The sequence below is a fragment of the Sorangium sp. So ce185 genome, from assembly GCF_051526825.1.
In the GTDB taxonomy this organism is placed as follows: domain Bacteria; phylum Myxococcota_A; class Polyangia; order Polyangiales; family Polyangiaceae; genus Sorangium; species Sorangium cellulosum_D.
The window spans coordinates 11,131,806-11,155,867 of record NZ_CP150316.1 but is presented as its reverse complement, the minus strand read 5'-3'; the positions used below and the strand labels follow the sequence as shown (position 1 = coordinate 11,155,867).

The 24,062-nt window shown below is 69.2% G+C and carries 2 protein-coding genes; one reads left to right on the top strand and one right to left on the bottom strand.

What is annotated here, in order from left to right:
- Positions 1-804, top strand: a complete 804-nt coding sequence (locus WMF26_RS41060; RefSeq protein WP_437997187.1) for a helix-turn-helix transcriptional regulator — start codon at positions 1-3, stop codon at positions 802-804.
- Here the strand turns inward: WMF26_RS41060 and WMF26_RS41055 are convergent.
- A complete protein-coding gene (locus WMF26_RS41055) occupies positions 801-22,763 on the bottom strand; it encodes a hypothetical protein (protein ID WP_437997186.1) in 21,963 nt (7,320 codons plus the stop codon). The two genes, WMF26_RS41060 and WMF26_RS41055, sit on opposite strands and share 4 nt — an antisense overlap.
- Positions 22,764-24,062: the final 1,299 nt, after the last annotated feature.

Here is a 24,062-nt window from a genome sequence, read left to right as displayed (position 1 = left end):
ATGGCGGCTACCACCCTCCCCACGTTCCTGCGCGACCGCCGCGAGCGCGTCCGTCCCACGACCACCGCGCGTCGACGCACCCCCGGGTTGCGCCGCGAGGAGGTCGCCGCCCGGGCAGGTGTGAGCGTGACCTGGTACACGTGGCTCGAACAAGGTCGCGGCGGCGTGCCGTCGGACGACGTGCTCGAGCGCCTCGCCCGCGCCCTCGAGCTCGACGACACGAATCGCGAGATGCTGTTCCTGCTCGCGCATGGCCGTCCGCCGCCGCGCAAGCCCGCGCCGCCCGCGGCGGTCACGCCGTCGCTCCAGCTCGTGCTCGACAACCTCGCCGTCCCCGCCTTCGTGAAGACGCCGACGTTCCAGATCGTCGCCTGGAATCGCGCGGCGGTCGCGGTGCTCGGCGATTACGCGGCGGTCCCGGAGCGCGACCGCAACTTGCTGCGCCGGATCTTTCAACCGGGCTCAGAGAACAAGGTGCACCACGTCGAAGACGTTCGCCGTACCTGTCTCGCGTCGTTCCGCGTCGACATCGCGCGTGCTGGCCAATCCGACGAGGCGACGGCGCTGATCGACGAATTGATGGAGACGAGCCCCGACTTTCGCCGCCTGTGGGACGAAGGTGAGATCCGGTCGCACGGCGGGTTCCAGAAACGGCTCGTCCGCCCCGAGGTCGGCGAGATCGTGCTCGAGTCGTCGGTGTTCTACGTCGAAGGGAGTGACGGCCTCTCGATGTTCGTGTTCTCACCCGCGGACGAGGCGAGCGCGCGCGCCCTCGCGCAGCTGGTCCGAGGGTCCGGAACCTAACGCACGCACGTGCAGGTGGAGTGCTCGGAATCGGGCGAGTCCTTGCCTTGCTCGCCGGCCCTGTCGACGACCTTCGCGTCCATGCCGAGCTGCTGCAAGAGCTCGGTCACGAGCGCGATCGCCTCCTGCTTGTCGGCCTGCGTGCGCGGGGAGGACCACGCGTCGCTCTTCTTGACCAGCGTCCGCACCAGGGCGTCGATCTCCGGGGGGACGGTCACCGCGTCGAGAGCAGCCGTCGCGTCCGTCGCTCGCGAGGTCTCTTGGCCCTGTGTCGCTTCGGAGGCGCCGTTCCAGGGGCTGAACGAGCCGAGCCGATCGGCCGGAGCGCCGCCGTCGGGCTCGGTAGCGCCGCTCGTCGCGGCGGAGCTGGACGCGGCGCTCGGGAGAGGCGCCAGCGCCGTACCGACGATCCTCGCGGCCGCGGCCTCGGCCGCCGCGTCCGGTCCGTTGGCCGCGTCGACGCGCTCGAAGGTGAACAGGTAGCCGCGGTTCCTGCGCTCGGCGGCCGCGCGCGGGTCGGCGTCGGAGACCGTGCGGTCGTCGCGTACCTGCCACTGCCCCGTCGCCGCGTTGCGCGTCATCGCGGTGTAGTGCCCCGCGTCCCCCGTCGGCCCGTGGTGATTGACGACCACGTTCAGACGGTACCAGCGGCCGTTGACGCTGAGCCACTCGGGGACGTCGACACTGCTCTCGTTCTCCCCGTCCCCGCGTTGCAGAGCAATCGTGACTGCCCGAGGCGTGTTGTTGGCCGAATCGACGAGGAGCCGCCTCGATGGACTGCCCCTCACCGCTCGGCCCTGGCGCACGGCGGCCACGTCATCCATGGTGCTCGCGCCGAAATGGGCGTCGAGCGCCTGCTGCAGGGTGCGGCTGCCGTTGACCAACGGGCTGAGCACGACGTCGGGCTGCGCCGAGTCCCATACGGGGTTGTCGTCGAGCGAGGTGCGATCTCCCAGCGTCTCACCCGTCTCGCGCAGCTCGACCCCCCTCCAGTCGGTTCGCTGCCTCTGGGCCAGGGTCACGCCGGCGGTGTCGAGGCTCGCTCTCTCGAAGAGGCGTCTGAAGAGGACCTCGCTGGGATCCTGCTGCGTCGTCCTGGACGACGCGCCGAGCACGCCGGTGTCGCGCAGGACGTCGTCGAGCGCCTGCATGCTCTCCGCCCCGACGAGCGTGCCGGCCCGGATCTGCTCGAGGATCGGGCGTACCGCGGCGCGGAGCCGGGGGCCTGCGGCGTCGAGGTCCTCGCCGTCGCGCGGCGCGAACAGGTCATAGTAGGCGTCGGTGTGCGCGAGCATCGTGAGGCCGGCCGACAGGAAGCAGCTGTTGCCGATGTTCACGATGCCGGTGTTGCTCACCTGCGAGCTCGGGGCCCCGGAGCGCGACGCGCTCTTCGCCACGATCCCCGCCGGAGGGGTGGACGCCGCCGCAGGCGCGATGTCGCGGCGGTCGTGGGCGTAGCTGGTGAGGAGGTGCGCCGTACCGTCGGGCCTGACCCGCGCGATGGCCTTGTTCGCGCCGTGCCAGAGCACGACGTTGGTCGCGCCGGTCTCGTCGGTGCGCGCCTCGATGGCGGTGGCGTTGCGGACCACGTCGCGCGCGGCATCGAGGTAACGCCGCACGACGTCCGCCTGTGACGCGGCCGCCAGCTCCGCCGGGGTCAGGAAGTCGGCGGCGTGCTTCTTCGCGTGGTAGGCGGCGGTGCTCGCCGACTCGAAGCGCAGCTCGCTGGCCGCCGCCGCGAGCCGCTCCCGCAGCTCGTCGCCATCGCCGAGCGTGACGTCGCCCACGGCGCCGGCCTCCTGGGCCGCCTGCCGCTGCGCTTGCCAGAGGGCCTCGACGTCGGCGCCGGACAGGTTGTCCTGCATCGAGGCGATGTAGAACTCGAAGCGCTCGACGAACTCGTTATAGCTACTGGCGCGCTCCAGCGCGAATGCGGCCGCCGGGCGGCGCAGATCCGGGCGCACCTCGCCGCTCACCAGGTCGTAGAGCCGCAGCAGCGCGTCGTGCCGCATCTGGCCGCGCTCGGCGAAGATGCCGATCGATCTCGGGTCCTCGATGCCGCTGTCGCGGAGGAAGGGCTCGACCTGGTCCAGCTGCGGCGTGAAGCGCAGCCGCTCCTGGCCGCGATGCGAGCCGGACAGGTCGGCCGTCGCCTGGTCCCTGGGGGACCAGGGGATCCCGTTGTTCAGGTTCTGGACGAGCGTGAGCAGCTTGCCGAGCTGCCCGCGGCGATGGAGCTCTCGCAGCCGATCGCGGTGCAGCCTGACCTGCCCGCCGAGGTCGATCTGGTCGCCGATCGTCGTGAAATCGATCTTTGCGTCCGTGATGAGCCGCTCGGCGTCCGCGAGGAAATCGTCGCTAGTGCTGTCGAGCTCCTCGTCGAACCGCCACGGCTGCGGGCCGCGGTAGTAGTCGCCGTCGATCCGCGGGCGGCCCGGCTGGCCGGTGTCCGAGAACCCGTTCTTCTTCTTGTCCCACTTGGCCTTCCCGTCGCGGTCGCGCCAGCGGTAGACGTGGTAGTGCGGCGCGTTGTGGCCTGGCTGGTTGTGGTCGCTCAGGTCCACGTCGATGATGACGCGCTCCGCCGCTTGCCCCGGCCGCTGCGGCAGCAGGGCGTGGAAGCGGTATTGATAGATCCGGCCGGTCGCGACGTCGACCTTCATCTCCGGCGCGCCCAGCGGGTAATCCCTGGCGTCGTTGTCGGGGGTGTCGCGCCAGCGCGGCAGGATGTCGTGATCGTAGGCGAAGCTCTCGTCGTCGAAGCGGCCGGCCTTCTCGTCGGGGATGAGCCTGTGCATCGCGCCCCGGGGGAAGCCGAGCACCTCCATGGTCTCGAGCAGCTCATCCGGCGACTTCGCGCGCGTCTGGTGCAGGAACAGCGACTTGTCGCGGAGCGGCGCCTCGCGCTTCTTCATCGAATCGATGATGCTCTCGGCGTTGTCGCGCAAGGCATTGAGGATCTCGGGCTCGAGCACGTAGCCGCGCCTGTAGAACTTGAGCGCGCGGCCGAGGTTCCACGGCGCCTTGTGCAGGTGCTCGACGACGGCGCGCTGCCGCTCCTCGACGGTCGCGCCGGGGCCGGGGTCGGCGACGAAGCGCAGCCTGCCGAGGAGCTGATCCTCGATCCCGTCGAGCGGATCGACAACGTAGCCATCCTTGTCGAGGTAGATGGCGTTCATCCGGAAGTCGCGCTTCTGCGCGTCGGCCATGACGTCGAACGGGCCCGGCGCGCTGGTGTCGTCGCCGGCCGTGATGTCCACCACGTTATCGCCGCCGCCGACCTGGAGCAGGCCCAGGTCGGGGATGGTGGTGACGGGGAGGGACGGATATTCGCGGCGCAGCGCTTCCTCGAGCCGCGACATGGGCATGTTCGTCTTGAGGTCGACGTCCCTGGGCGCGATGCCGCTGAGGGCGTCGCGCACCGCGCCTCCGACGAAGTAGACGCCGAAGCCGGAGGTGCTGATGAGCGAGATCAGGTCGTGGACCCGCAGGGTGGATCCGACCGGGGTGTCGAGGAGCGACGCGCCGATGGGCTCGCTCCGGGCGGGCGCGGCGCCCTCGGGGGCGGGGGGCGCTTGCCTCCTCTGGGTGAGGATCGCATGGGCCTTGATCTCACGGCCCTGGACCTTCGGGCTGAAATAGGTGGTTCCCCCGGTCTTCTCCTCGACGAATTTGTCGAACGGCTTCTCGCGACGCTCCGCCGCGTCGATGCCGGCGAAATGGAGGAGCGGCGTCAGGATGCCGTTGTCGTTCGTGGCGAAATGGGGCACAGGGGGCGCGTCGCCGTCGCCGGCGCGCTCGGAGAAGAACGCGTCGGCGAGCATGCTGCGGTCGGCGCTGCCCTTCTTCTCCCCCACCGAGCCTCTCGTCAGCTGCTCGAACCCCTCGTCGTATTGGGCCATGGCGCCGCGCCGGCTGCGATCGACCCGGATGCCGTACCAGGGGAGCTTTAGCCCACCGGACGTGGTGAACGTGCTTCCGATGATGTCGTCGTGCTGGAACAGCTCTCCGATGTTGATGTTGGCGAGGCGCAGGTCCGTGATCCCGTGCTTGCTGATCAACAACTCCAGCTGATCGCGGATGTCCCTCCTGGCGGGCGACAGCTGGTCGATCGGCGTCAAGAGATCGGCGACCAGGTTGGAGTCGACCACCAGCGAGGTCGACGTGAGCGGCGGCGACAGCGCCGGATCCGAGAGGCGCCCGGCGTGGCGGACCAGCTGCTCGATGATCCCGCGGGTGTTGGCGACCTTGCCCTTGTCCATGGCGCGCGCGAGCATGCCGGCGAACGCGCGCTCGCCGATCGATCGCTGGATGACGCCGAGCTCTTCGGTGGTGACCCAGCGTCCCTCCTTGGCCCTCTTGAGGATCGCGCGCGGCGTCTCCTCCTCGCCTTTCTGCGGGGGCGGTGGCGGCGGCTCGCGCAGGGCCGCGAGGTCGATGCCCTGCCTCTGCTCGAGGGCGTCGAGGGCGCCCAGCGCCTTGGCGACGTCGAAGGCGAGCCTGCGGTTCTCCGCGTTTCTGTAGCCATCGAGCACGCGCTTGAATGCCGCTTCCGGGTCCTTGCCCTCGGGGGAGCCCTTGATCCGGCTGTTCAGGAACCGCGCGAGCGCGGTCGAGCTTCCCTTCGCGGTCGCCAGGAGCCCGGTGAGCGCGCGCTTCACCGCGTCGTCATCGAAGCGCTCGACCAACCTTTTCTGCAGGTCCTCGTAGGGCGGCACACCCCAGATCCACTCGGGAACGGCCTCTTGCGCAGGATTCTCGCGCTTGGGCTTCTGGTTTCGCTTTTCGCGCTGCTCCGCCTTGTGCTTCTCGACGTCAGGCTCCAGGTCGATCTCCAGGCCGCCGAACGGGTTCTCCTCGCTCTCCGACTCATCGCCGCTATCGGACTCGTCGTCGCGATCGGGCTCGTCGTCGCTCTCCGACTCTTCACTATCGGACTCATCGTCACTCTCTGACTCTTCACTACCGGACTCGTCGTCGCTCTCCGACTCGTCGCTATCGGACTCGTCGTCGCTCTCCGGTTCCCCCGGGGGCGGGTTCGTGTCGACGGGCGCGTCGGGGGCCCGCTCGGGGAGCTGCGGGGTGTTCGTCTTCGCGGCGGCGGGAGGCGTCTCGCCGGTGGCGTCGCCCTCCTCCTCGGCGTCGTTGTCTCGGCCGATCGCACGGAGACCCTGATCCCGCTTGAGCGTGCGCACGACGACCTCGACGTGCGCTGCGAGCTGCCGCTGCAGCTCGTCCGGGGGCAGCTGGCGCACGCCGGGGTGGAACACCAGCCACGTCTCGACGATCTCCTCGGCGAGCCGCTTGGCGGCGGCCGTCTCGATGGGCAGGATATCGAGGATCTGCGGGAGGAGCCTCGCTCCGATGATGTCGTCGACGAGGAGCATCGCCTGGTTCAGGCGCTGCTGTGGGACGCTCTCCTGGAGGGCTTGGTACAGCCCTGACGACATGCGCTGGACGCTCCCGGGATGGGGCCTCCCCGACGCTGCGGCAGGCCCGCGAGCGGCGCTGGCCCCGTCCTGCTTCGCGGGAGCTCCCGCGAGCAGGTCGGCCGTGTCCGCGCCCTCTCGTGCTGTCCCCGACGAGCCGCGCGACGCGAGGTGCGCCGGAGCCTCCTGCTCGGCGGAGGTGCCCGGGGCCGGGGCGCGCGGCGGGGGGTAGGTTCCGAGGGTGATCACCTCGAAGAGCCTTGGCATGTCGGCCTTGGCCACCCGGATGGGGAACGACTGCCCCCACGTTTGGACGGGCACGATGAAGGCGTCGCCGTCGGCCGTGATCTCGCCGTCGATCGCGAAATGGTGCCGGCTCTCGGCTTCGCCCTTGCCGAGCGGCGCGATGGTCGTGGGAGCCTGAGGCGCCGCGCCGCCGCCGTCGCGGTGCCGCTTCGCCGCTTCCCAGAGCGCCTTGCCGTTCGCGACGGTCGCCACGGCGAACCCGGATCGATCCGTGCGCCCGAGCGTCCCGTTGATGCGAGCGACGTCGCCCTCGGAGACGCCGCTCTCGATCACGACCTCCGCCCCGAGCGCGTCGCTCATGAGGGATGCGATCGAGTTCGCCGAGAGGAGCATATCGCCCTGCGCCGCCGCGACGCCGGGCTGCTTGGCGCGGTCGGTTCGCTTCCCGTGCTGCGCGACGGCGTCCTGTCCGAGGAGCTCGACCAGGCCTCGGGAGAGCAGGTGATCGAGGAGGTGGCGATCCAGCTGTTGCCGGTCCGTCGCTTTGGTCAGGCCGCCGCGCTTCGCCCCGGCCGTCTTGAGCCCGTTGACGAGCGGCCGCGTCGGAGCCGGGCCGAGGGCGCGCGGGATCTCTCCGGTAATCACGCGCCGGAGGATGTCGAGGTCTTCGCTGAGCACCGCCCTGTCCGCATTCGGCTGCGCGCCGAGCTCCCGGGCCCCGGGCGCCTGCGCGAGCCGGCCGAGCAGCCGGCCCGTGAACAGCGCGACGACGAGGTGCGAGGTGGTGGCGAGATCGCCCTTCAGCATCGTGTAGAGGGCGCTGCTGAGGCCGCAGCTGCTGAAGGCGGATTGCGACAGCGACGCGGGGTTCTCGATGAGCTCGCGCAGCCTGTCCACGATCGCGCGGTCGACGTTCAGCGACTCGAGCAGGCCTGTCAGGCTGTTCGCGACCTGTCGCCTGAGCTCGTCGTTCGCCGGACCGGACCACGCGCGGCTCTGCTCGTCGAGCGCGCTGAGCAGCTCGTCGAGCGTTCTGTCTTGGCGCTGTGGGCTCGGCTCGACCTGCGCGCTGCCGGTGTGCGGCAGCGGATCGACGGCCATGCTCTCGCCGTCCAACGCGGGGTTATAGCCTGCCAGCACGTTCGCCGGCGTTCCGGTGCGCTGCGCCGCGTCGGCCGGGTCATCCCCGGGCTCGTTGTCCGAGCGTTGCTGGGTGTCCTGGAGCTCTTGCGGCGGCTGTGTGCGGGGGCCGAGGAGCTCGTGGAGGGCGTCTTTCCCTCGTTGCTCGAGCTCTTGCTCGAACCGCTCTGCGCGGTCCTTGAGGGTCTTTGCCCAGTCGCTCCCGAGCTTTCCGAGGTCGACGGTGCGGGCGTTCTTGGTGCTCGCGTCGCCGATCTTGTCCACCTTGAGGGCACCGACGCTGGTGATGGGGTTGGCCGTCTTCTCGGTGGAGCGCCAGTTGTGGACGTAGCCGACGGTGCTTGGCGCGCCCGGGCCGGTGGTCTCCATGCCGATCTGGAGTGCGCCGGGCCTGTTCTTCTTGGGCGGGCGATAGCCGAGGAACATGTGGCCGTGGGCGCCGTCGGGCAGGATGACGTCGCCGTTGAAGTCCTTGAGGCCGAGGCCGCCGACGGCGAGGTTGATGCCGTAAAGCTCGGTGTCATCGAGCTTGGCGAGGAGGGCGGCGCCCTGGCCGCCTTGCTCCTTGAGCTTGCCCCCTTCGAACGAGGTGTGATGGGTGCCGACGAAGCGCTTGAACACGCCGGCGGTGGGCTTACCGTTCTTGTCGGTGATGCCGAGGTGCTCCATGAGCGCGTAGGGAGCGCTTCCGGCGGGGATCTGGACGTTGACGCGGCCGCCGTGGGACAGGAGCTTGGCGACGGGCACGTTGTCTACCGGGACATAGCTCTTGGAGGCGCCGTCGTAGATCTCTGCGCCTTCCTGGAGCAGGTGGAAGATGTTCTTGAGCACCTTGAGCGACTGGCCGTGTCGCTTGACGACCTCGTCCTTCGAGAGCACCTTGCCCGTGGTGAAGGTGACGGTGTTGAGGAGCGACTTGGGCGCGAGGACGGCGCCCTTGTTGATGGCCTCGGTCGCCGCGTCGTTGGGCTCGGTGTACTCGAAGGTCTTGGACCACTCCTCCACGATGCTTCGGTCGATGAGGCTCTTGAGCTCCTCCCGCCTGGCCGGGTCGGTCGTGTGCCGCGCCTCCATGGACAGGGCCGCCGCCGCGGGCGGGGTGCCTTCGAAGCGCTTGCCGGCCTCGCCGCTCTTCATCTGGCGCGAGACGTAGCTGGCGAGCACGAGCTTGCTCCCGTCGTGGAGCTTCTCGAAGCCGCGGAACTGCTCGGGGTTCTGGCTCGGATCGCCCGACAGGTACTGCTCGACCTGCTCGTGGGTGAGCAGGCCCGAGGCGTTGAGCCAGGTCTGGCCCTGGGGGGTGGAGGAGAGCTGCTCGAAGGCGCTCCACTCGGCGTCGCTGAGCAGCGGCCCCCTGGGGAAGCGGCCTCCGAGCTGCTCCTTGGCCGTCGTGGGATCGGGGGGAAAGCCGCTGCTGCTCAGCGGGCCTTGGATCGCGGAGAGGGCGTGCTTGGCCCGCTCGCGGCTCCTCATGCCGGTGTCGGTGCGCCAGATGGTGTTCTTGACGGCCTTGTCGACGATCCAGGTCACCTCCTCGACGGGGGTGGCGGTCTCCGGATCCGGCGCTCTCTCCGACGGCGGCTCCGGCTCCTCCTCGATCGCATCGAGCTGCGCTTGCGGGTCGACCGCCGCATCTCCGCTGCTCGCAGCGGGGTTGTACCCGCCCAGCATGTCGGCCGGGTCATCACCGGGCTCGTTGTCCGAGCGTTGCTGGCTATCCTGGAGCTCCTGAGGTGGCTGTGTGCGGGGGCCGAGGAGCTCGTGGAGGGCGTCTTTCCCTCGTTGCTCGAGCTCTTGCTCGAACCGCTCTGCGCGGTCCTTGAGGGTCTTTGCCCAGTCGCTCCCGAGCTTTCCGAGGTCGACGGTGCGGGCGTTCTTGGTGCTCGCGTCGCCGATCTTGTCCACCTTGAGGGCACCGACGCTGGTGATGGGGTTGGCGGTCTTCTCGGTGGAGCGCCAGTTGTGGACGTAGCCGACGGTGCTTGGCGCGCCCGGGCCGGTGGTCTCCATGCCGATCTGGAGCGCGCCGGGCCTGTTCTTCTTGGGCGGGCGATAGCCGAGGAACATGTGGCCGTGGGCGCCGTCGGGCAGGATGACGTCGCCGTTGAAGTCCTTGAGGCCGAGGCCGCCGACGGCGAGGTTGATGCCGTAAAGCTCGGTGTCATCGAGCTTGGCGAGGAGGGCGGCGCCCTGGCCGCCCTGCTCCTTGAGCTTGCCCCCTTCGAACGAGGTGTGGTGGGTGCCGACGAAGCGCTTGAACACGCCGGCGGTGGGCTTACCGTTCTTGTCGGTGATGCCGAGGTGCTCCATGAGCGCGTAGGGAGCGCTGCCGGCGGGGATCTGGACGTTGACGCGGCCGCCGTGGGACAGGAGCTTGGCGACGGGCACGTTGTCTACCGGGACATAGCTCTTGGAGGCGCCGTCGTAGATCTCGGCGCCTTCCTGGAGCAGGTGGAAGATGTTCTTGAGGACCTTGAGCGACTGGCCGTGTCGCTTGACGACCTCGTCCTTCGAGAGCACCTTGCCCGTGGTGAAGGTGACGGTGTTGAGGAGCGACTTGGGCGCGAGGACGGCGCCCTTGTTGATGGCCTCGGTCGCCGCGTCGTTGGGCTCGGTGTACTCGAAGGTCTTGGACCACTCCTCCACGATGCTTCGGTCGATGAGGCTCTTGAGCTCTTCTCGCCTGGCCGGGTCGGTCGTGTGCCGCGCCTCCATGGACAGAGCCGCCGCCGCGGGCGGGGTGCCCTCGAAGCGCTTGCCGGCCTCGCCGCTCTTCATCTGGCGCGAGACGTAGCTGGCGAGCACGAGCTTGCTCGCGTCGTGGAGCTTCTCGAAGCCGCGGAACTGCTCGGGGTTTTGGCTCGGGTCGCCCGACAGGTACTGCTCGACCTGCTCGTGGGTGAGCAGGCCCGAGGCGTTGAGCCAGGTCTGGCCCTGGGGGGTGGAGGAGAGCTGCTCGAAGGCGCTCCACTCGGCGTCGCTGAGCAGCGGCCCCCTGGGGAAGCGGCCTCCGAGCTGCTCCTTGGCCGTCGTGGGATCGGGGGGGAAGCCGCTGCTGCTCATCGGGCCTTGGATCGCGGAGAGGGCGTGCTTGGCCCGCTCGCGGCTCCTCATGCCCGTGTCGGTGCGCCAGATGGTGTTCTTGACGGCCTTGTCGACGATCCAGGTCACCTCCTCGACCGGGGTGGCGGTCTCCGGATCCGGCGCTCTCTCCGACGGCGGCTCCGGCTCCTCCTCGATCGCATCGAGCTGCGCTTGCGGGTCGGCCGCCGCATCCCCGCTGCTCGAAGCGGGGTTGTACCCTGCCTTCACATCCGCCAGAGCTTGCTCTTGAGAGGAGGCGGTCGAAGACGGCGCTCGCGACGGGAGAGCGGTGCCGTAGGTGATCGCCGCGAAGACCTTCGGCATGTCCTCCTTGTTCACCCGTACGGGGAAGGTGCGCCCCCAGGACTGGAGCGGCACGAGGAAGGAGTCGCCCAGGTCCTTGATCTCCCCGTCGATCGGGGCATGGTGGGGCACGATCGTCGCGGGCTCGCCGAGCCGCGCGACGTACACGGGGGCGTACGGAGCAGTGGAGCTGGCCTCATGCGCCTCCGCTGCGCTCCAGAGCGCCTCGCCGTCCATCGCCGTGGCGATCGCAAACCCTGCCTGGTCCGCCTGCTGAAGGGCGTCATTGACGCGCGTGACGTCGTAGCCCCCGGGGGAGCTCTTGGTCATGACGGTGGCGTTCGCTCCGAGCGCCGCTTTGAAGATGCTCGAGACCGAGTTCGCCGAGGCCAGCAGGTCGCCCTGCGCCGCGGCGACGCTGGGTTGATTGGCGCGGTCGGTCTGCTGCTCGAGCTTCGCGAGGGCGCCGGGGCCGAGCATCTCGACGAGGCCGCGGGTGAGCAGATGGTCGAGGAGATGGCGCTCCACCGCCGCTCGGTCCGTGGCCTCCTTCAGGCTGTCGCCCTTGGCCTTGGCGGTCCGGAGGCCGTTGACGAGCGGCCTGGTAGGCGCCGGGCCGAGCGCTTGCGGGACATCTCCTGTCATCACGCGCCGGAGGAGGTCCAGGCTGTCGCTGAGCGGCCCCTTGCCAGAGCCCTGCGGTTGGAAGGAGGCGGCTCCGGTGGAATCCGCAAACTTGCCGAGCAGCTTGCCCGTGAAGATCGCCGCGACCAGATGGGAGGTGGTGGCGAGATCGTCCTTCAGCGTCGGGTAGAGGATGCTGGTGAGCGCGCAGTTGGTGAAGGCAGACTGCGAGAGCGAGGCGGGGTTATCGATGAGCTCGCGCAGCCTGTCGATGACCGAGGGGCGCACGTTCTGTTGCTGGAGCAGCCCGGTCAGGAGCCGTTTGGCGTCCTTCTTGTTCTCGTCGGTGGCCGGTTGCGACCATGCGCGGCTCTGCTCGTCCAGCGAGCCGAGCAGCTGGTCGAGCGTTTTCCCTGGGTCCTGGGCGCTCGGCTCGACCTGGGCAGCTCCTCCGGCGGTGGTCGGCGTGGGGGAGGGGGTCGCGCCCGGCGCTGCGGCTCCGGCGAGCATATCGCCCGAGCGGCCCACACCGTCGTCCTGGAGCTCCTGAGGTGGCTGTGTGCGGGGGCCGAGGAGCTCGTGGAGGGCGTCTTTCCCTCGTTGCTCGAGCTCTTGCTCGAACCGCTCTGCGCGGTCCTTGAGGGTCTTTGCCCAGTCGCTCCCGAGCTTTCCGAGGTCGACGGTGCGGGCGTTCTTGGTGCTCGCGTCGCCGATCTTGTCCACCTTGAGGGCACCGACGCTGGTGATGGGGTTGGCCGTCTTCTCGGTGGAGCGCCAGTTGTGGACGTAGCCGACGGTGCTTGGCGCGCCCGGGCCGGTGGTCTCCATGCCGATCTGGAGCGCGCCGGGCCTGTTCTTCTTGGGCGGGCGATAGCCGAGGAACATGTGGCCGTGGGCGCCGTCGGGCAGGATGACGTCGCCGTTGAAGTCCTTGAGGCCGAGGCCGCCGACGGCGAGGTTGATGCCGTAAAGCTCGGTGTCATCGAGCTTGGCGAGGAGGGCGGCGCCCTGGCCGCCCTGCTCCTTGAGCTTGCCCCCTTCGAACGAGGTGTGGTGGGTGCCGACGAAGCGCTTGAACACGCCGGCGGTGGGCTTACCGTTCTTGTCGGTGATGCCGAGGTGCTCCATGAGCGCGTAGGGAGCGCTTCCGGCGGGGATCTGGACGTTGACGCGGCCGCCGTGGGACAGGAGCTTGGCGACGGGCACGTTGTCTACCGGGACATAGCTCTTGGAGGCGCCGTCGTAGATCTCTGCGCCTTCCTGGAGCAGGTGGAAGATGTTCTTGAGCACCTTGAGCGACTGGCCGTGTCGCTTGACGACCTCGTCCTTCGAGAGCACCTTGCCCGTGGTGAAGGTGAGGGTGTTGAGGAGCGACTTGGGCGCGAGGACGGCGCCCTTGTTGATGGCCTCGGTCGCCGCGTCGTTGGGCTCGGTGTACTCGAAGGTCTTGGACCACTCCTCCACGATGCTTCGGTCGATGAGGCTCTTGAGCTCCTCTCGCCTGGCCGGGTCGGTCGTGTGCCGCGCCTCCATGGACAGGGCCGCCGCCGCGGGCGGGGTGCCCTCGAAGCGCTTGCCGGCCTCGCCGCTCTTCATCTGGCGCGAGACGTAGCTGGCGAGCACGAGCTTGCTGCCGTCGTGGAGCTTCTCGAAGCCGCGGAACTGCTCGGGGTTTTGGCTCGGGTCGCCCGACAGGTACTGCTCGACCTGCTCGTGCGTGAGCAGGCCCGAGGCGTTGAGCCAGGTCTGGCCCTGAGGGGTGGAGGAGAGCTGCTCGAAGGCGCTCCACTCGGCGTCGCTGAGCAGCGGCCCCCTGGGGAAGCGGCCTCCGAGCTGCTCCTTGGCCGTCGTGGGATCGGGGGGGAAGCCGCTGCTGCTCATCGGGCCTTGGATCGCGGAGAGGGCGTGCTTGGCCCGCTCGCGGCTCCTCATGCCCGTGTCGGTGCGCCAGATGGTGTTCTTGACGGCCTTGTCGACGATCCAGGTCACCTCCTCGACGGGGGTGGCGGTCTCCGGATCCGGCGCTCTCTCCGACGGCGGCTCCGGCGCTTCCTCGATCTCGTCGAGCTGCGCTTGCGGGTCGGCTGCCCTGTCCGCGGTGTTCGAAGCGGGGTTGTACCCGGCCAGCATGTCCGCGGGGTCGCCGGTCTGGCCATCACCGAGGTTGTTCGAGCCGGTGGTGATGGCGCTCGAGCCCGCTGCGGGCGGCTGGTTGCCGGCGCTGCGCGCGATGTTGTCCCGAATGCGTTGCCACGTGTCCCGCCCCTGGTTGATCAGGCCCGGGAGGTCGTCCGCGAAGAAGTCGCGCACCTCCTGGGTCAGCCGCGCCTTCGGCGCGGGGTTGGGGTCGTAGTAGGACGCATACGTCTCGGCGAACCACTCGGCGGGCGTGGAGAACTGGTAGTTGGAGACGGCGTTGTTGCGGGCGTCTTGGCGATAGCTGACCCAGTTGTTGTATTGGTCGACGTGGTAGATGCGGCCGCCGACGGCCAGCTTCGAGGCCCCGCCGTCGTCCAGCGTCCAGGGCTGGGCCATGGCGAACTTGACGGTGCCAACGGCCTTGTCGAGCTTCTTCTTCAGGTCTGGGTCGCCGGAGGCGACCTCCGCGGGAAACTCTTCCAGAGGCGCCATGTCCTCGCGCCGCGCGGAGGGATCGAGGACGGAGGTGAAGCGCTGGAGCAGGGAGAAGCCGTCGGTCTGGTGCGCCGCCTCCGCGTCGGTGATGCCCGCTTTGGCGAAGATGGCGCGGGTGACCTCTTCGAGGTCCCGCGTGTCGGAGTGGACCTTCCAGCCGCCGAACCGGTCATCGCCGGCGTGGCTCGCCTTCCAGTCGATCAGCTTGTCGACGGAGTGGGCGACCTCGTGGCGCATGGTCCACTTGATCAGGTTGCCATTGGCGAGCACGTCGGACACGCCGCCCATGACGTGGCGGTCTTCGGTGATGCCGAGCGCCTTGTCCTGCTCCTTGTCGACGCCGTCGTAGTCGCGGATGGCGCCGCGATCCATCCGCTTTCGCTGCCAGTTCCAGCGCCGGTTGAGCCGGCTGTAGATGAAGGTGCGGACCTTCGGGGGATTGACGATGTTGATGGTGTCGGTGAGCTCGTCGTACGCGCTCGCTGCTTCCTTCGAGGAGAGGTCTCGGATGATCTTCCGCAGCGTCGGGCTGCCGGTGATGTGCTCGGGCGGCAGATCACCGAGCGCCTTCTCGATATGATCGAGCATCTTGTGCGAGAAGTGCTCGTCGGTGGCGGCGTCGTCCGGTCCGATCTGCAGCGCGTACTGGTCCGCCAGCGCCTGCTCGCGATCCGCGGCCCCCTCGTTGCGGCGCATCCCGGCGTACCCGTGTCCGCCGGTGCCGAGCTTCTTGCCGAGCCACCCCACGTTGGTGGGCGCTCGCGGCGGCTGCTCCGTCCCCGGGTCCGCGGTCGCGGACGCTGCGGCGGAGCTCTCCGCGCCGGCCGCGGGCGGCCTGATCGGCGCCTGCATCCCCGAGGTGATGGCGGTGGCCGGGTTCCCGCTGCGCCGCGCGGGCGGCTGCGAGGTCGTCTCGGGCCGGGACTGGCCGGGTTCCGCCGGCGCTTTCCCTCGATCGCCTTGCTCACCGGTCGGATCACGGCGCTCGTCGCCCTGCGGGGCTTGCTCGGAGCCTCCCGACCCGTCCTGCAGCGCCTGAGGCGGCTGTGTGCGGGGGCCGAGGAGCTCGTGGAGCGCGTCCTTCCCTCGTTGCTTCAGCTCTTGCTCGAACCTATCGGCGCGGTCCTTGAGGGTCTTGGCCCAGTCGCTGCCGAGCTTGCCGAGGTCGACGGTGCGGGCGTTCTTGGTGCTCTCGTCGCCGATCTTGTCCTGCTTGAGGCCGCCGACGCTGGAGATGGGGTTGGCGGTCTTCTCGGTGGAGCGCGAGTTGTGGACGTAGCCGACGGTGCTGGGGGCGTTCGGGCCGGTGGTCTCCATGCCGATCTGGAGCGCGCCGGGCCTGTTCTTCTTGGGCGGGCGATAGCCGAGGAACATGTGGCCGTGGGCGCCGTCGGGCAGGATGACGTCGCCGTTGAAGTCCTTGAGGCCGAGGCCGCCGACGGCGAGGTTGATGCCGTAAAGCTCGGTGTCGTCGAGCTTGGCGAGCAGGGCGGCGCCGTGGCCGCCCTGCTCCTTGAGCTTGCCCCCTTCGAACGAGGTGTGGTGGGTTCCGATGAAGCGCTTGAACACGCCGGCGGTGGGCTTACCGTTCTTGTCGGTGATGCCGAGGTGCTCCATGAGCGCGTAGGGAGCGCTGCCGGCGGGGATCTGGACGTTGACGCGGCCGCCGTGGGACAGGAGCTTGGCGACGGGCACGTTGTCCACCGGGACATAGCTCTTGGAGGCGCCGTCGTAGATCTCGGCGCCTTCCTGGAGCAGGTGGAAGATGTTCTTGAGCACCTTGAGCGACTGCCCGTGTCGCTTGACGACCTCGTCCTTCGAGAGCTCCTTGCCCTTGGTGAAGGTCAGGGTGTTGAGGAGCGTCTTTGGCGCGAGCACGGCGCCCTTGTTGATGGCCTCGGTCGCGGCGTCGTTGGGGTCGGTGTACTCGAAGGTCTTCGACCATTCCTCCACGATACCCTGGTCGATGAGCCTCTTGAGCTCCTCTCGCCTGGCCGGGTCGGTCGTGTGCCTGGCCTCCATGGACAGGGCCGCCGCCGCGGGCGGGGTGCCCTCGAAGCGCTTGCCGGCCTCGCCGCCGTTCATCTGGCGCGAGACGTAGCTGGCGAGCACGAGCTTGCTCGCGTTGTGGAGCTTGTCGAAGCCGCGGAACTGCTCGGGGTTTTTGCTCAGGTCGCCCGACAGGTACTGCTCGACCTGCTCGTGCGTGAGCAGGCCCGAGGCGTTGAGCCAGGTCTGGCCCTGGGGGGTGGAGGAGAGCTGCTCGAAGGCGTTCCACTCGGCGTCGCTGAGCAGCGGCCCCCTGGGGAAGCGGCCTCCGACCTGCTCCTTGGCCGTCGTGGGATCGGGGGGAAAGCCGCTGCTGCTCAGCGGGCCTTGGATCGCGGAGAGGGCGTGCTTGGCCCGCTCGCGGCTCCTCATGCCGGTGTCGGTGCGCCAGATGGTGTTCTTGACGGCCTTGTCGACGATCCAGGTCACCTCCTCGACCGGGGTGGCGGTCTCCGGATCCGGCGCTCTCTCCGACGGCGGCTCCGGCGCTTCCTCGATCTCGTCGAGCTGCGCTTGCGGGTCGGCTGCCCTGTCCCCGGTGTTCGAACCGGGGTTGTTCCCGGCGAGCGTGTTCGCCGGGGCGTCCCGGGGTGGAACTCGAGGAGCGCTGTCCCGCGACGCCTCCTGGGGCTTGCCCGGGTCGTCGCTCGCGGCAGGGTTGTGCCCGCTGGTGATGGCGCTCGCTGCGCTCCCCGCGGGCGGCTGCGTCCCAGTGCTCTGCTCGGCGTTCCGGGTATTCTCGTTGATGCGTTGCCACTTCTCGCGCCCGCTGTTGACCAGGTCCGGGAGCTCGTTCGCGAAGAAGTCGCGCACGTCCTGGGTCAGCCGCGCCTTCGGCGCGGGGTTCGGGTCATAGTAGGACGCGTAGGTCTCGGCGAACCACTCGGCGGGCGTGGAGAACTGGTAGTTGGAGACGGCGTTGTTGCGCGCGTCGGCGTTATAGCTGACCCAGTTGTCGTACTGGTCGACGTGGTAGATACGGCCGTCGACCTCCAGCTCCGTGGCTCCGCCGTCGACCAGGGTCCAGGGCTGGGCCATGGCGATCTTGACCGTGCGTACGGCCTTGTCGAGCTTGTTCCTCAGGTCGGGATCCTCGGGGGCGATCTCCGCGGGAAACTCCTCCAGGGGAGCCATGTCCTCGCGCCGCGAGGGCGGATGGAGGAAGGAGGCGAAGGCCTTGAGCAGGGAGACCCCGTCGGTCTCGCTGTTCGCCTCGTCGTCGGTGATGCCCGCCTTGTCGAAGATGGCGCGGGCGACCTGCTCGGTGTCCCGCGTGTCGGAGTGCACCTTCCAGCCGCCGAACCGGTCTTCGCCGGCGAGGCTCCTCCAGTCGACAAGCTTGTCGATGGAGTGGGCGATCTCGTGGCGCATCGTCCACTTGATCAGATTGCCGTTGGCGAGCGCGTCGGACACGCCGCCCATGACCTGGCGGCGTCCGGTGATGCCGAGCGCCTTGTCCTGGTCCTTGCTGATGCCGTCGTAGTCCGCCTTGGCGCCGCGATCCATGAGGTATCGCTGCCAGCTCACCCCCCGGTTGAGCCGGCTGTACAGCCAGCTGGGCACCTCGATGTTCTTGAGCTTGGGATTGACGATGTTGATGGTGTCGGTGAGCTCGTCGTACTCGCTCGCCGATCGCTCCGAGGAGAGGTCGCGGATGATGGCCCGCAGCGTCGGATTGCCGGTGACGTGATCCGGCGGCAGCTCGCCGAGGATCTTCTCGATGCGGTCGAGCATCTTGTGCGAGAAGTGCTTGCCGGCGGCGCCCTCGCCCGGGCCGATCTGGAGCTCGTACTGGTCCGCCAGCGCCTGCTCGCGCTCCGCTGCCCCCTTGTTGGAGAACAGCCCGCCGAGCCCGCGTCCTCCGGTGCCGAGCGGGTCGCCGCCCCCCGTGGTGAGCTTGCTCCACGCGCTGCTCTCCGGCGCCTTGTCGCCGGTCGCGTCGTTCGCAGCCGGCGCTTGCGACGGGAGATAGGTTCCGTAGGTGAAGACCGGGAAGAGCGACGGCAGGACGTCCTTCTTCACCTTGATGGAGAAGCGCTGCTGCCAGGTGTCCAGCGGGACGACGTAATGGTCGCCGTCCTCGGTGATCTTGCCGTCGATGATGACCTGGTGCGGGCTCGACGTGCGGCTCGTGACCGCCTTGTCGAACGGCTTGGCCGTGGTGGGATCCTTCGCGGACTGCGCCGCGCGCTCGACGAGCCCCTTGCCGTCGAGGAACGTGGCCAGGGCGAACGGCGCCTGCTCGGGCTTCGCGAGCGCATCGTTGATGCGGCGTACGTCGTAATCGTCCTCGGCCACCATGGTCTGGGCGTCGCCGCCGAGGATCGAGGTGAAGAGCGTCACCAGTGAATCGGCCGAGAGCTGCAGATCGCCGCGCTTCTTGGACGGGCCTGTGGCGCCCTTGTGCCGCGTGGGCGCCTTGTCGAGGTAGCCGGGGACGACGCTGGCGGTGTAGTCGGCGTCCGCCTGGTACTGGTCGGGGGCGAGCGTGCTCAGCATCTTGCCCATGCCCCGGGCCAGGAGGTAATCGAGGACGTGCTTGTCGGACCAGGCGCGCCCCTTGCTCTTGACGTCGTAGCGCTTGGCCCCGGCCTTCTTGACGCCGTTCTGGAGCAGCTTGTTGCCGATGGGGGCGCCCTTCAGCGGGAACTCGCCGCGGATGACGCTTTGGATGGGATCGTCGGGCGTCTGGAAGCGCGTCGTCGTGCTGTCTTCGCCCTGCTTGTCGAGCGAGAAGTCGGCGATCTGCTTGCCCTCCCGATCGAAGAGCTTGCCGGTGAACTCGGCCGCGACCACGCGCGCGAAGCCGGACAGGTCGGACGTGAGCTGCGTGCGGAGCACGCTTTGCAGCGTGCAGATGGCGAACTGGTCGTGGGAGAGGGAGTCGGGGTCGTCGATGAGCTCCGCGAGCCTGTCGACGAGCGACCTGTCCACGCCCTGAGAGCGCATGAGGTCGCCAAGGAGCTTCTTGGCGTCCTGCTTGTCCGCGGCGGTGGCCGGATGCGACCAGGTCTTGCTGGCGTCGACGAGCGTCTGCAGGGCGGCCTGGGTGTTGCCCAGGCTCTCGCGCGCGCCGTCGGTCTCCTGGCCCGCGCCGTCCTGGGAGGCGCCCGAGGCGTCACGAGGCGAGCTGTCCTGGGAACCGCTCGTGGCGTCGCGGGGCGGGCTGGTCTGGGAGCCGCCGGTGGCGCCGCGAGGTGAGCTGTCCTGGGGGGAGCCGCCCGTGGCGTCGCGGGGTGAGCTCGCCGCGCTCGAATCGCCGGAACGAGCTCCGGTCGTGATGTCCCCGGCGAAGCCCGCGGTGATCGCGCTGGGGCTCGCCGCGCTGGGGTTCGCCGAGCTCCCCGCGGGCGGCTGGTTCCCGGTGCTCTGCTCGGCGTTCCGGGTGTTCTCGTTGATGCGTTGCCATCGCTCGCGCCCACTGTTGACGAGGTCCGAGAGCTCGTTGTCGAAGAAGTCGCGCACCGCCTGGGTCAGCTGCGCCTTCGGCGCGGGGTTCGGGTCGTAGTTGGCCGCGTAGGTCTCGGCGAACCACTCGGCGGGCGTGGAGAACTGGTAGTTGGAGACGGCGTTGTTGCGGGCGTCGGCGTTATAGCTGACCCAGTTGTTGTACTGGTCGACGTGGTAGATACGGCCGTCGACCTCCAGCTTCGAGGCCCCACCGTCGTCCAGCGTCCAGGGCTGGGCCATGGCGATCTTGACGGTGTCGACGGCCTTGTCGAGCTTCTTCTTCAGGTCAGGATTCTCGGAGGCGATCTCCGCGGGAAACTCCTCCAGGGGAGCCATGTCCTCGCGCCGCGAGGGCGGATGGAGGAAGGAGGCGAAGGTCTTGAGCAGGGAGACCCCGTCGGTCTCGCTGTTCGCCTCATCGTCGGTGATGCCCGCCTTGTCGAAGATGGCGCGGGCGACTTGCTCGACGTCCCGCGTGTCGGAGTGCACCTTCCAGCCGCCGAACCGGTCTTCGCCGGCGAGGCTCCTCCAGTCGACAAGCTTGTCGATGGAGTGGGCGACCTCGTGGCGCATCGTCCACTTGAGCAGGTTGCCGTTGGCGAGCACGTCGGACACGCCGCCCATGACGTGGCGCTTGTCGGTGATGCCGAGCGCCTTGTCCTGCTCCTTGTCGACGCCGTCGTAGTCCCGGATGGCGCCGCGATCCATCCGCTTTCGCTGCCAGCCCCAGCGCCGGTTGAGCCGGCTGTAGATGAAGGTGGGGACCTTCGGGGGATTGACGATGTTGATCGTGTCGGTGAGCTCGTCGTACGCGCTCGCCGCTTCCTCCGAGGAGAGGTCGCGGATGATCTTCCGCAGCGTCGGGCTGCCGGTGATGTGCTCGGGCGGCAGGTCACCGAGGGCCTTCTCGATGTGGTCGAGCATCTTGTGCGAGAAGTGCGTGTCGTCGGCGCCGTCGCTGTCCGGTCCGACCTGCAGCTCGTACTGGTCCGCCAGCGCCTGCTCGCGATCCGCTGCCCCCTTGTTGGAGACCATCCCGCCGAGCCCGTGCCCTCCGGTGCCGAGCTTCTTGCCGAGCCACCCCGCCTTGGGGGGCGCGGGCGGTGGGAGCGGCGCCTGCATCCCCGAGGTGATGGCCGTCGGCTTGACGGTGCGCGGCGCGGGCGGCGGCGAGGTCGTCTCCAGCCGAGGCTGACCAGGCCTCTCCGACGCCTTCCCTGGCGCGCTCTGCGTCGCTCCAGCTTCCGGGCGAGGGCTCGAGGCCTCCGGCGTCTTGGCCGTCCTCTGCTCCGGCGCGTCACCGGGCATCTCGCGGGGCGCCTTGCCCTTGGGGGCTTGCTCGGCCCCGCGCTGCCGCTGATCCGAGCCGCCTCGCCCGGGATCCTCTGCGCCCCGCTTCGGGTCGGACGCTGCGTCTCCCGGCGGATCGCGGCGATCACCGCCCCGCGAACCTCGCTCGGACCGATCCGACCCGTCGTCGGACGACTCGTCGGATGACTCGTCGGGAGACCCGTCAGAAGCCTCGTCGGGGGCGCGCGCCGCGGTCTCCTCGGTGTCCTGCGGCGGAATTTCGCGTGGACCGACGAGATTCTTGATCGCCTCTGTCGGGTTTTCCGCCACGTCATGCGCGAACTGGTCCGCTCGGCCCTGGAGGACCCCTCTCCAATCGGCCCCGAGCTTGCCCAGGTTCACGGTGCGGGCGTTCTTGCCCTTCTCGTCGCCGATCTTGTCCTGCTTGAGGCCGCCGACGCTGGAGATGGGGTTGGCGGTCTTCTCGGTGGAGCGCCAGTTGTGGACGTAGCCGACGGTGCTTGGCGCGCCCGGGCCGGTGGTCTCGAGGCCGATCTGGAGCGCGCCAGACCTGTCCGGCTTGGGCGGGCGGTAGCCGATGAACAGGTGGCCGTGAGCGCCGTCGGGCAGGATGACGTCGCCGTTGAAGTCCTTGAGGCCGAGCCCGCCGATGGTGGGGTTCATGCCGTAGAGCTCGGTGTCGTCGAACTTGGACTTCACCATGGCGCCGCGTCCGCCCTCCTCCTTGAATTTGCCGTTGCGGAGCGAGACGTGATGCGTCCCGTAGTCGCGCTTGAACACGCCGGTCCTGGGATTGCCGTGCTCGTCGGTGATGCCGAGGAACTCTGTCAGCGCGTAGGGCGGGCTGCCCGCCGGGACCTGGATGTTGACGCGGCCGCCGTGGGACAGGAGCTTGGCGACCGGTACGCCCTGGAGCGGGACATGGCTCTTCGAGCCGGCGTCGTAGATCTCGGCGCCGGCCTGGAGCAGGTGGAAGGTGTTCTTGAGCACCTCGTTCGCCTGCCGGTGCCGGGCGAGGGCCTCGTCCTTCGAGAGCGACTTGGGCTCTGCGCGCGTCAAGGTGTCCTTGAGCGTCTTCGGCGCCAGCACGGCGCCCCGGTCCATGGCCTTGTTCGCGGCGTCGTTGGGCTCCGTATGCTCGAACGTCTTGGCCCATTCCTTGGCGATGCCCTGATCGATCTGCTTCTTGAGCTCGTCCCGCCTCGCCGGGTCGGTCGTGTGCCTCGCCTCCATGGACAGGGCCACCGCCGCCGGAGGCGTGCCCTCGAAGCGCTTACCGTCGTCGCCGCTGTTGCGCGAGACGTAGCTGGCGAGCACGACCTTGCTCGGCTTGTGGAGCTTGTGGAAGCCGCGGAACTTCTCGGGGTTGTCGTTCGACAGGTACTCCTCGATCTGGTCGTGCGGGAGCATGCCCGAGGCTTTGAGCCAGGTCTGTCCCTCCGGGGTCGAGGAGAGCTCCTTGAAGGCGTCCCACTCGGCATCGCTGAACAGCCGTCCCTTGGGGAAGCGCTTCCCGATCTTCTTCTTCGCGTCCGCGGGATCGGTGGGGAAGCCGCCGTGGGTCAGCGGGCCGGCGAGCTTCGGGAGTGCTTGCTTTGCCTCTCGGCGGCTTCGTCTCCCGGTGGCAGTCCTCCACTTGCTAATCTTGACGGCATTGGCCGCGATCCACGTCACCTCGCCGTCCTGCACTGGGGCAGTCGTGGTGGACGAGCTCCCCGGCTGCGGTCCCGGGCGATCGCGCCCCGGCTCTTGGGAGCCCTGCCCCGCGGGCCGTGACGTCGAGGTCGAGGCGCCGGTGGACGTGCCCTGCGCGGGGGAAGCGGGCTGTTGCGTGGGGGTGCTCTTGCCGCCGGTATCGCCGGGTTTGGGGGAGGGCTGAGCGGACGTGTTGTCCTTGGCGGCGACCTCCTTCGGTGGCGCCTTGGGGGACGTCTCGCCGGGCTTGGGGGTCGTGCCTCCCTGCGCCGTCGCGGGCTTGCCCTGCGCGGGGGAAGCGGGCTGTTGCGTGGGGGTGCTCTTGCCGCCGGTATCGGGTTTGGGGGAGGGCTGAGCTGACGTGTTGTCCTTGGCGGTGATCTCCTTCGGCGGCGCGGTTGGGGACGTCTCGCCGGGCTTGGGGGACGTGCCTCCCTGCGCCGTCGCGGGCTTGCCCTGCGCGGGGGAAGCGGGCTGTTGCGTGGGGGTGCTCTTGCCGCCGGTATCGGGTTTGGGGGAGGGCTGAGCTGACGTGTTGTCCTTGGCGGTGATCTCCTTCGGCGGCGCGGTTGGGGACGTCTCGCCGGGCTTGGGGGTCGTGCCTCCCTGCGCCGTCGCGGGCTTGCCCTGCGCGGGGGAAGCGGGCTGTTGCGTGGGGGTGCTCTTGCCGCCGGTATCGGGTTTGGGGGAGGGCTGAGCTGACGTGTTGTCCTTGGCGGTGATCTCCTTCGGCGGCGCGGTTGGGGACGTCTCGCCGGGCTTGGGGGTCGTGCCTCCCTGCGCCGTCGCGGGCTTGCCCTGCGCGGGGGAAGCGGGCTGTTGCGTGGGGGAGCTCTTGCCGCCGGTATCGCCGGGCTTGGGGGAGGGCTGAGCTGACGTATTGCCCTTGGCGGTGACCTCCTTCGGTGGCGCGGTTGGGGACGTCTCGCCGGGCTTGGGGGACGTGCCCCCCTGCGCCGTCGCGGGCTTGCCCTGCGCGGGGGAAGCGGGCTGTTGCGTGGGGGAGCTCTTGCCGCCGGTATCGCCGGGCTTGGGGGAGGTCTGAGCGGACGTGTTGTCCTTGGCGGTGACCTCCTTCGGTGGCGCGGTTGGGGACGTCTCGCCGGGCTTGGGGGGCGTGCCTCCCTGCGTCGTTGCGCTCGTGTTCCCCTGGGGAGCATTGCCCGGGAGCTGCGATGATGGGGTTGTGGGTTGCGTGGAGCCCTGGGGAAGGCCGCCGCCGGCAGGCGAGGATTGAGGTCTGACCGGGGTCTGGGGGGCCTGCGGCGGGGTGGCGGTATTGCCGAGAGTCTG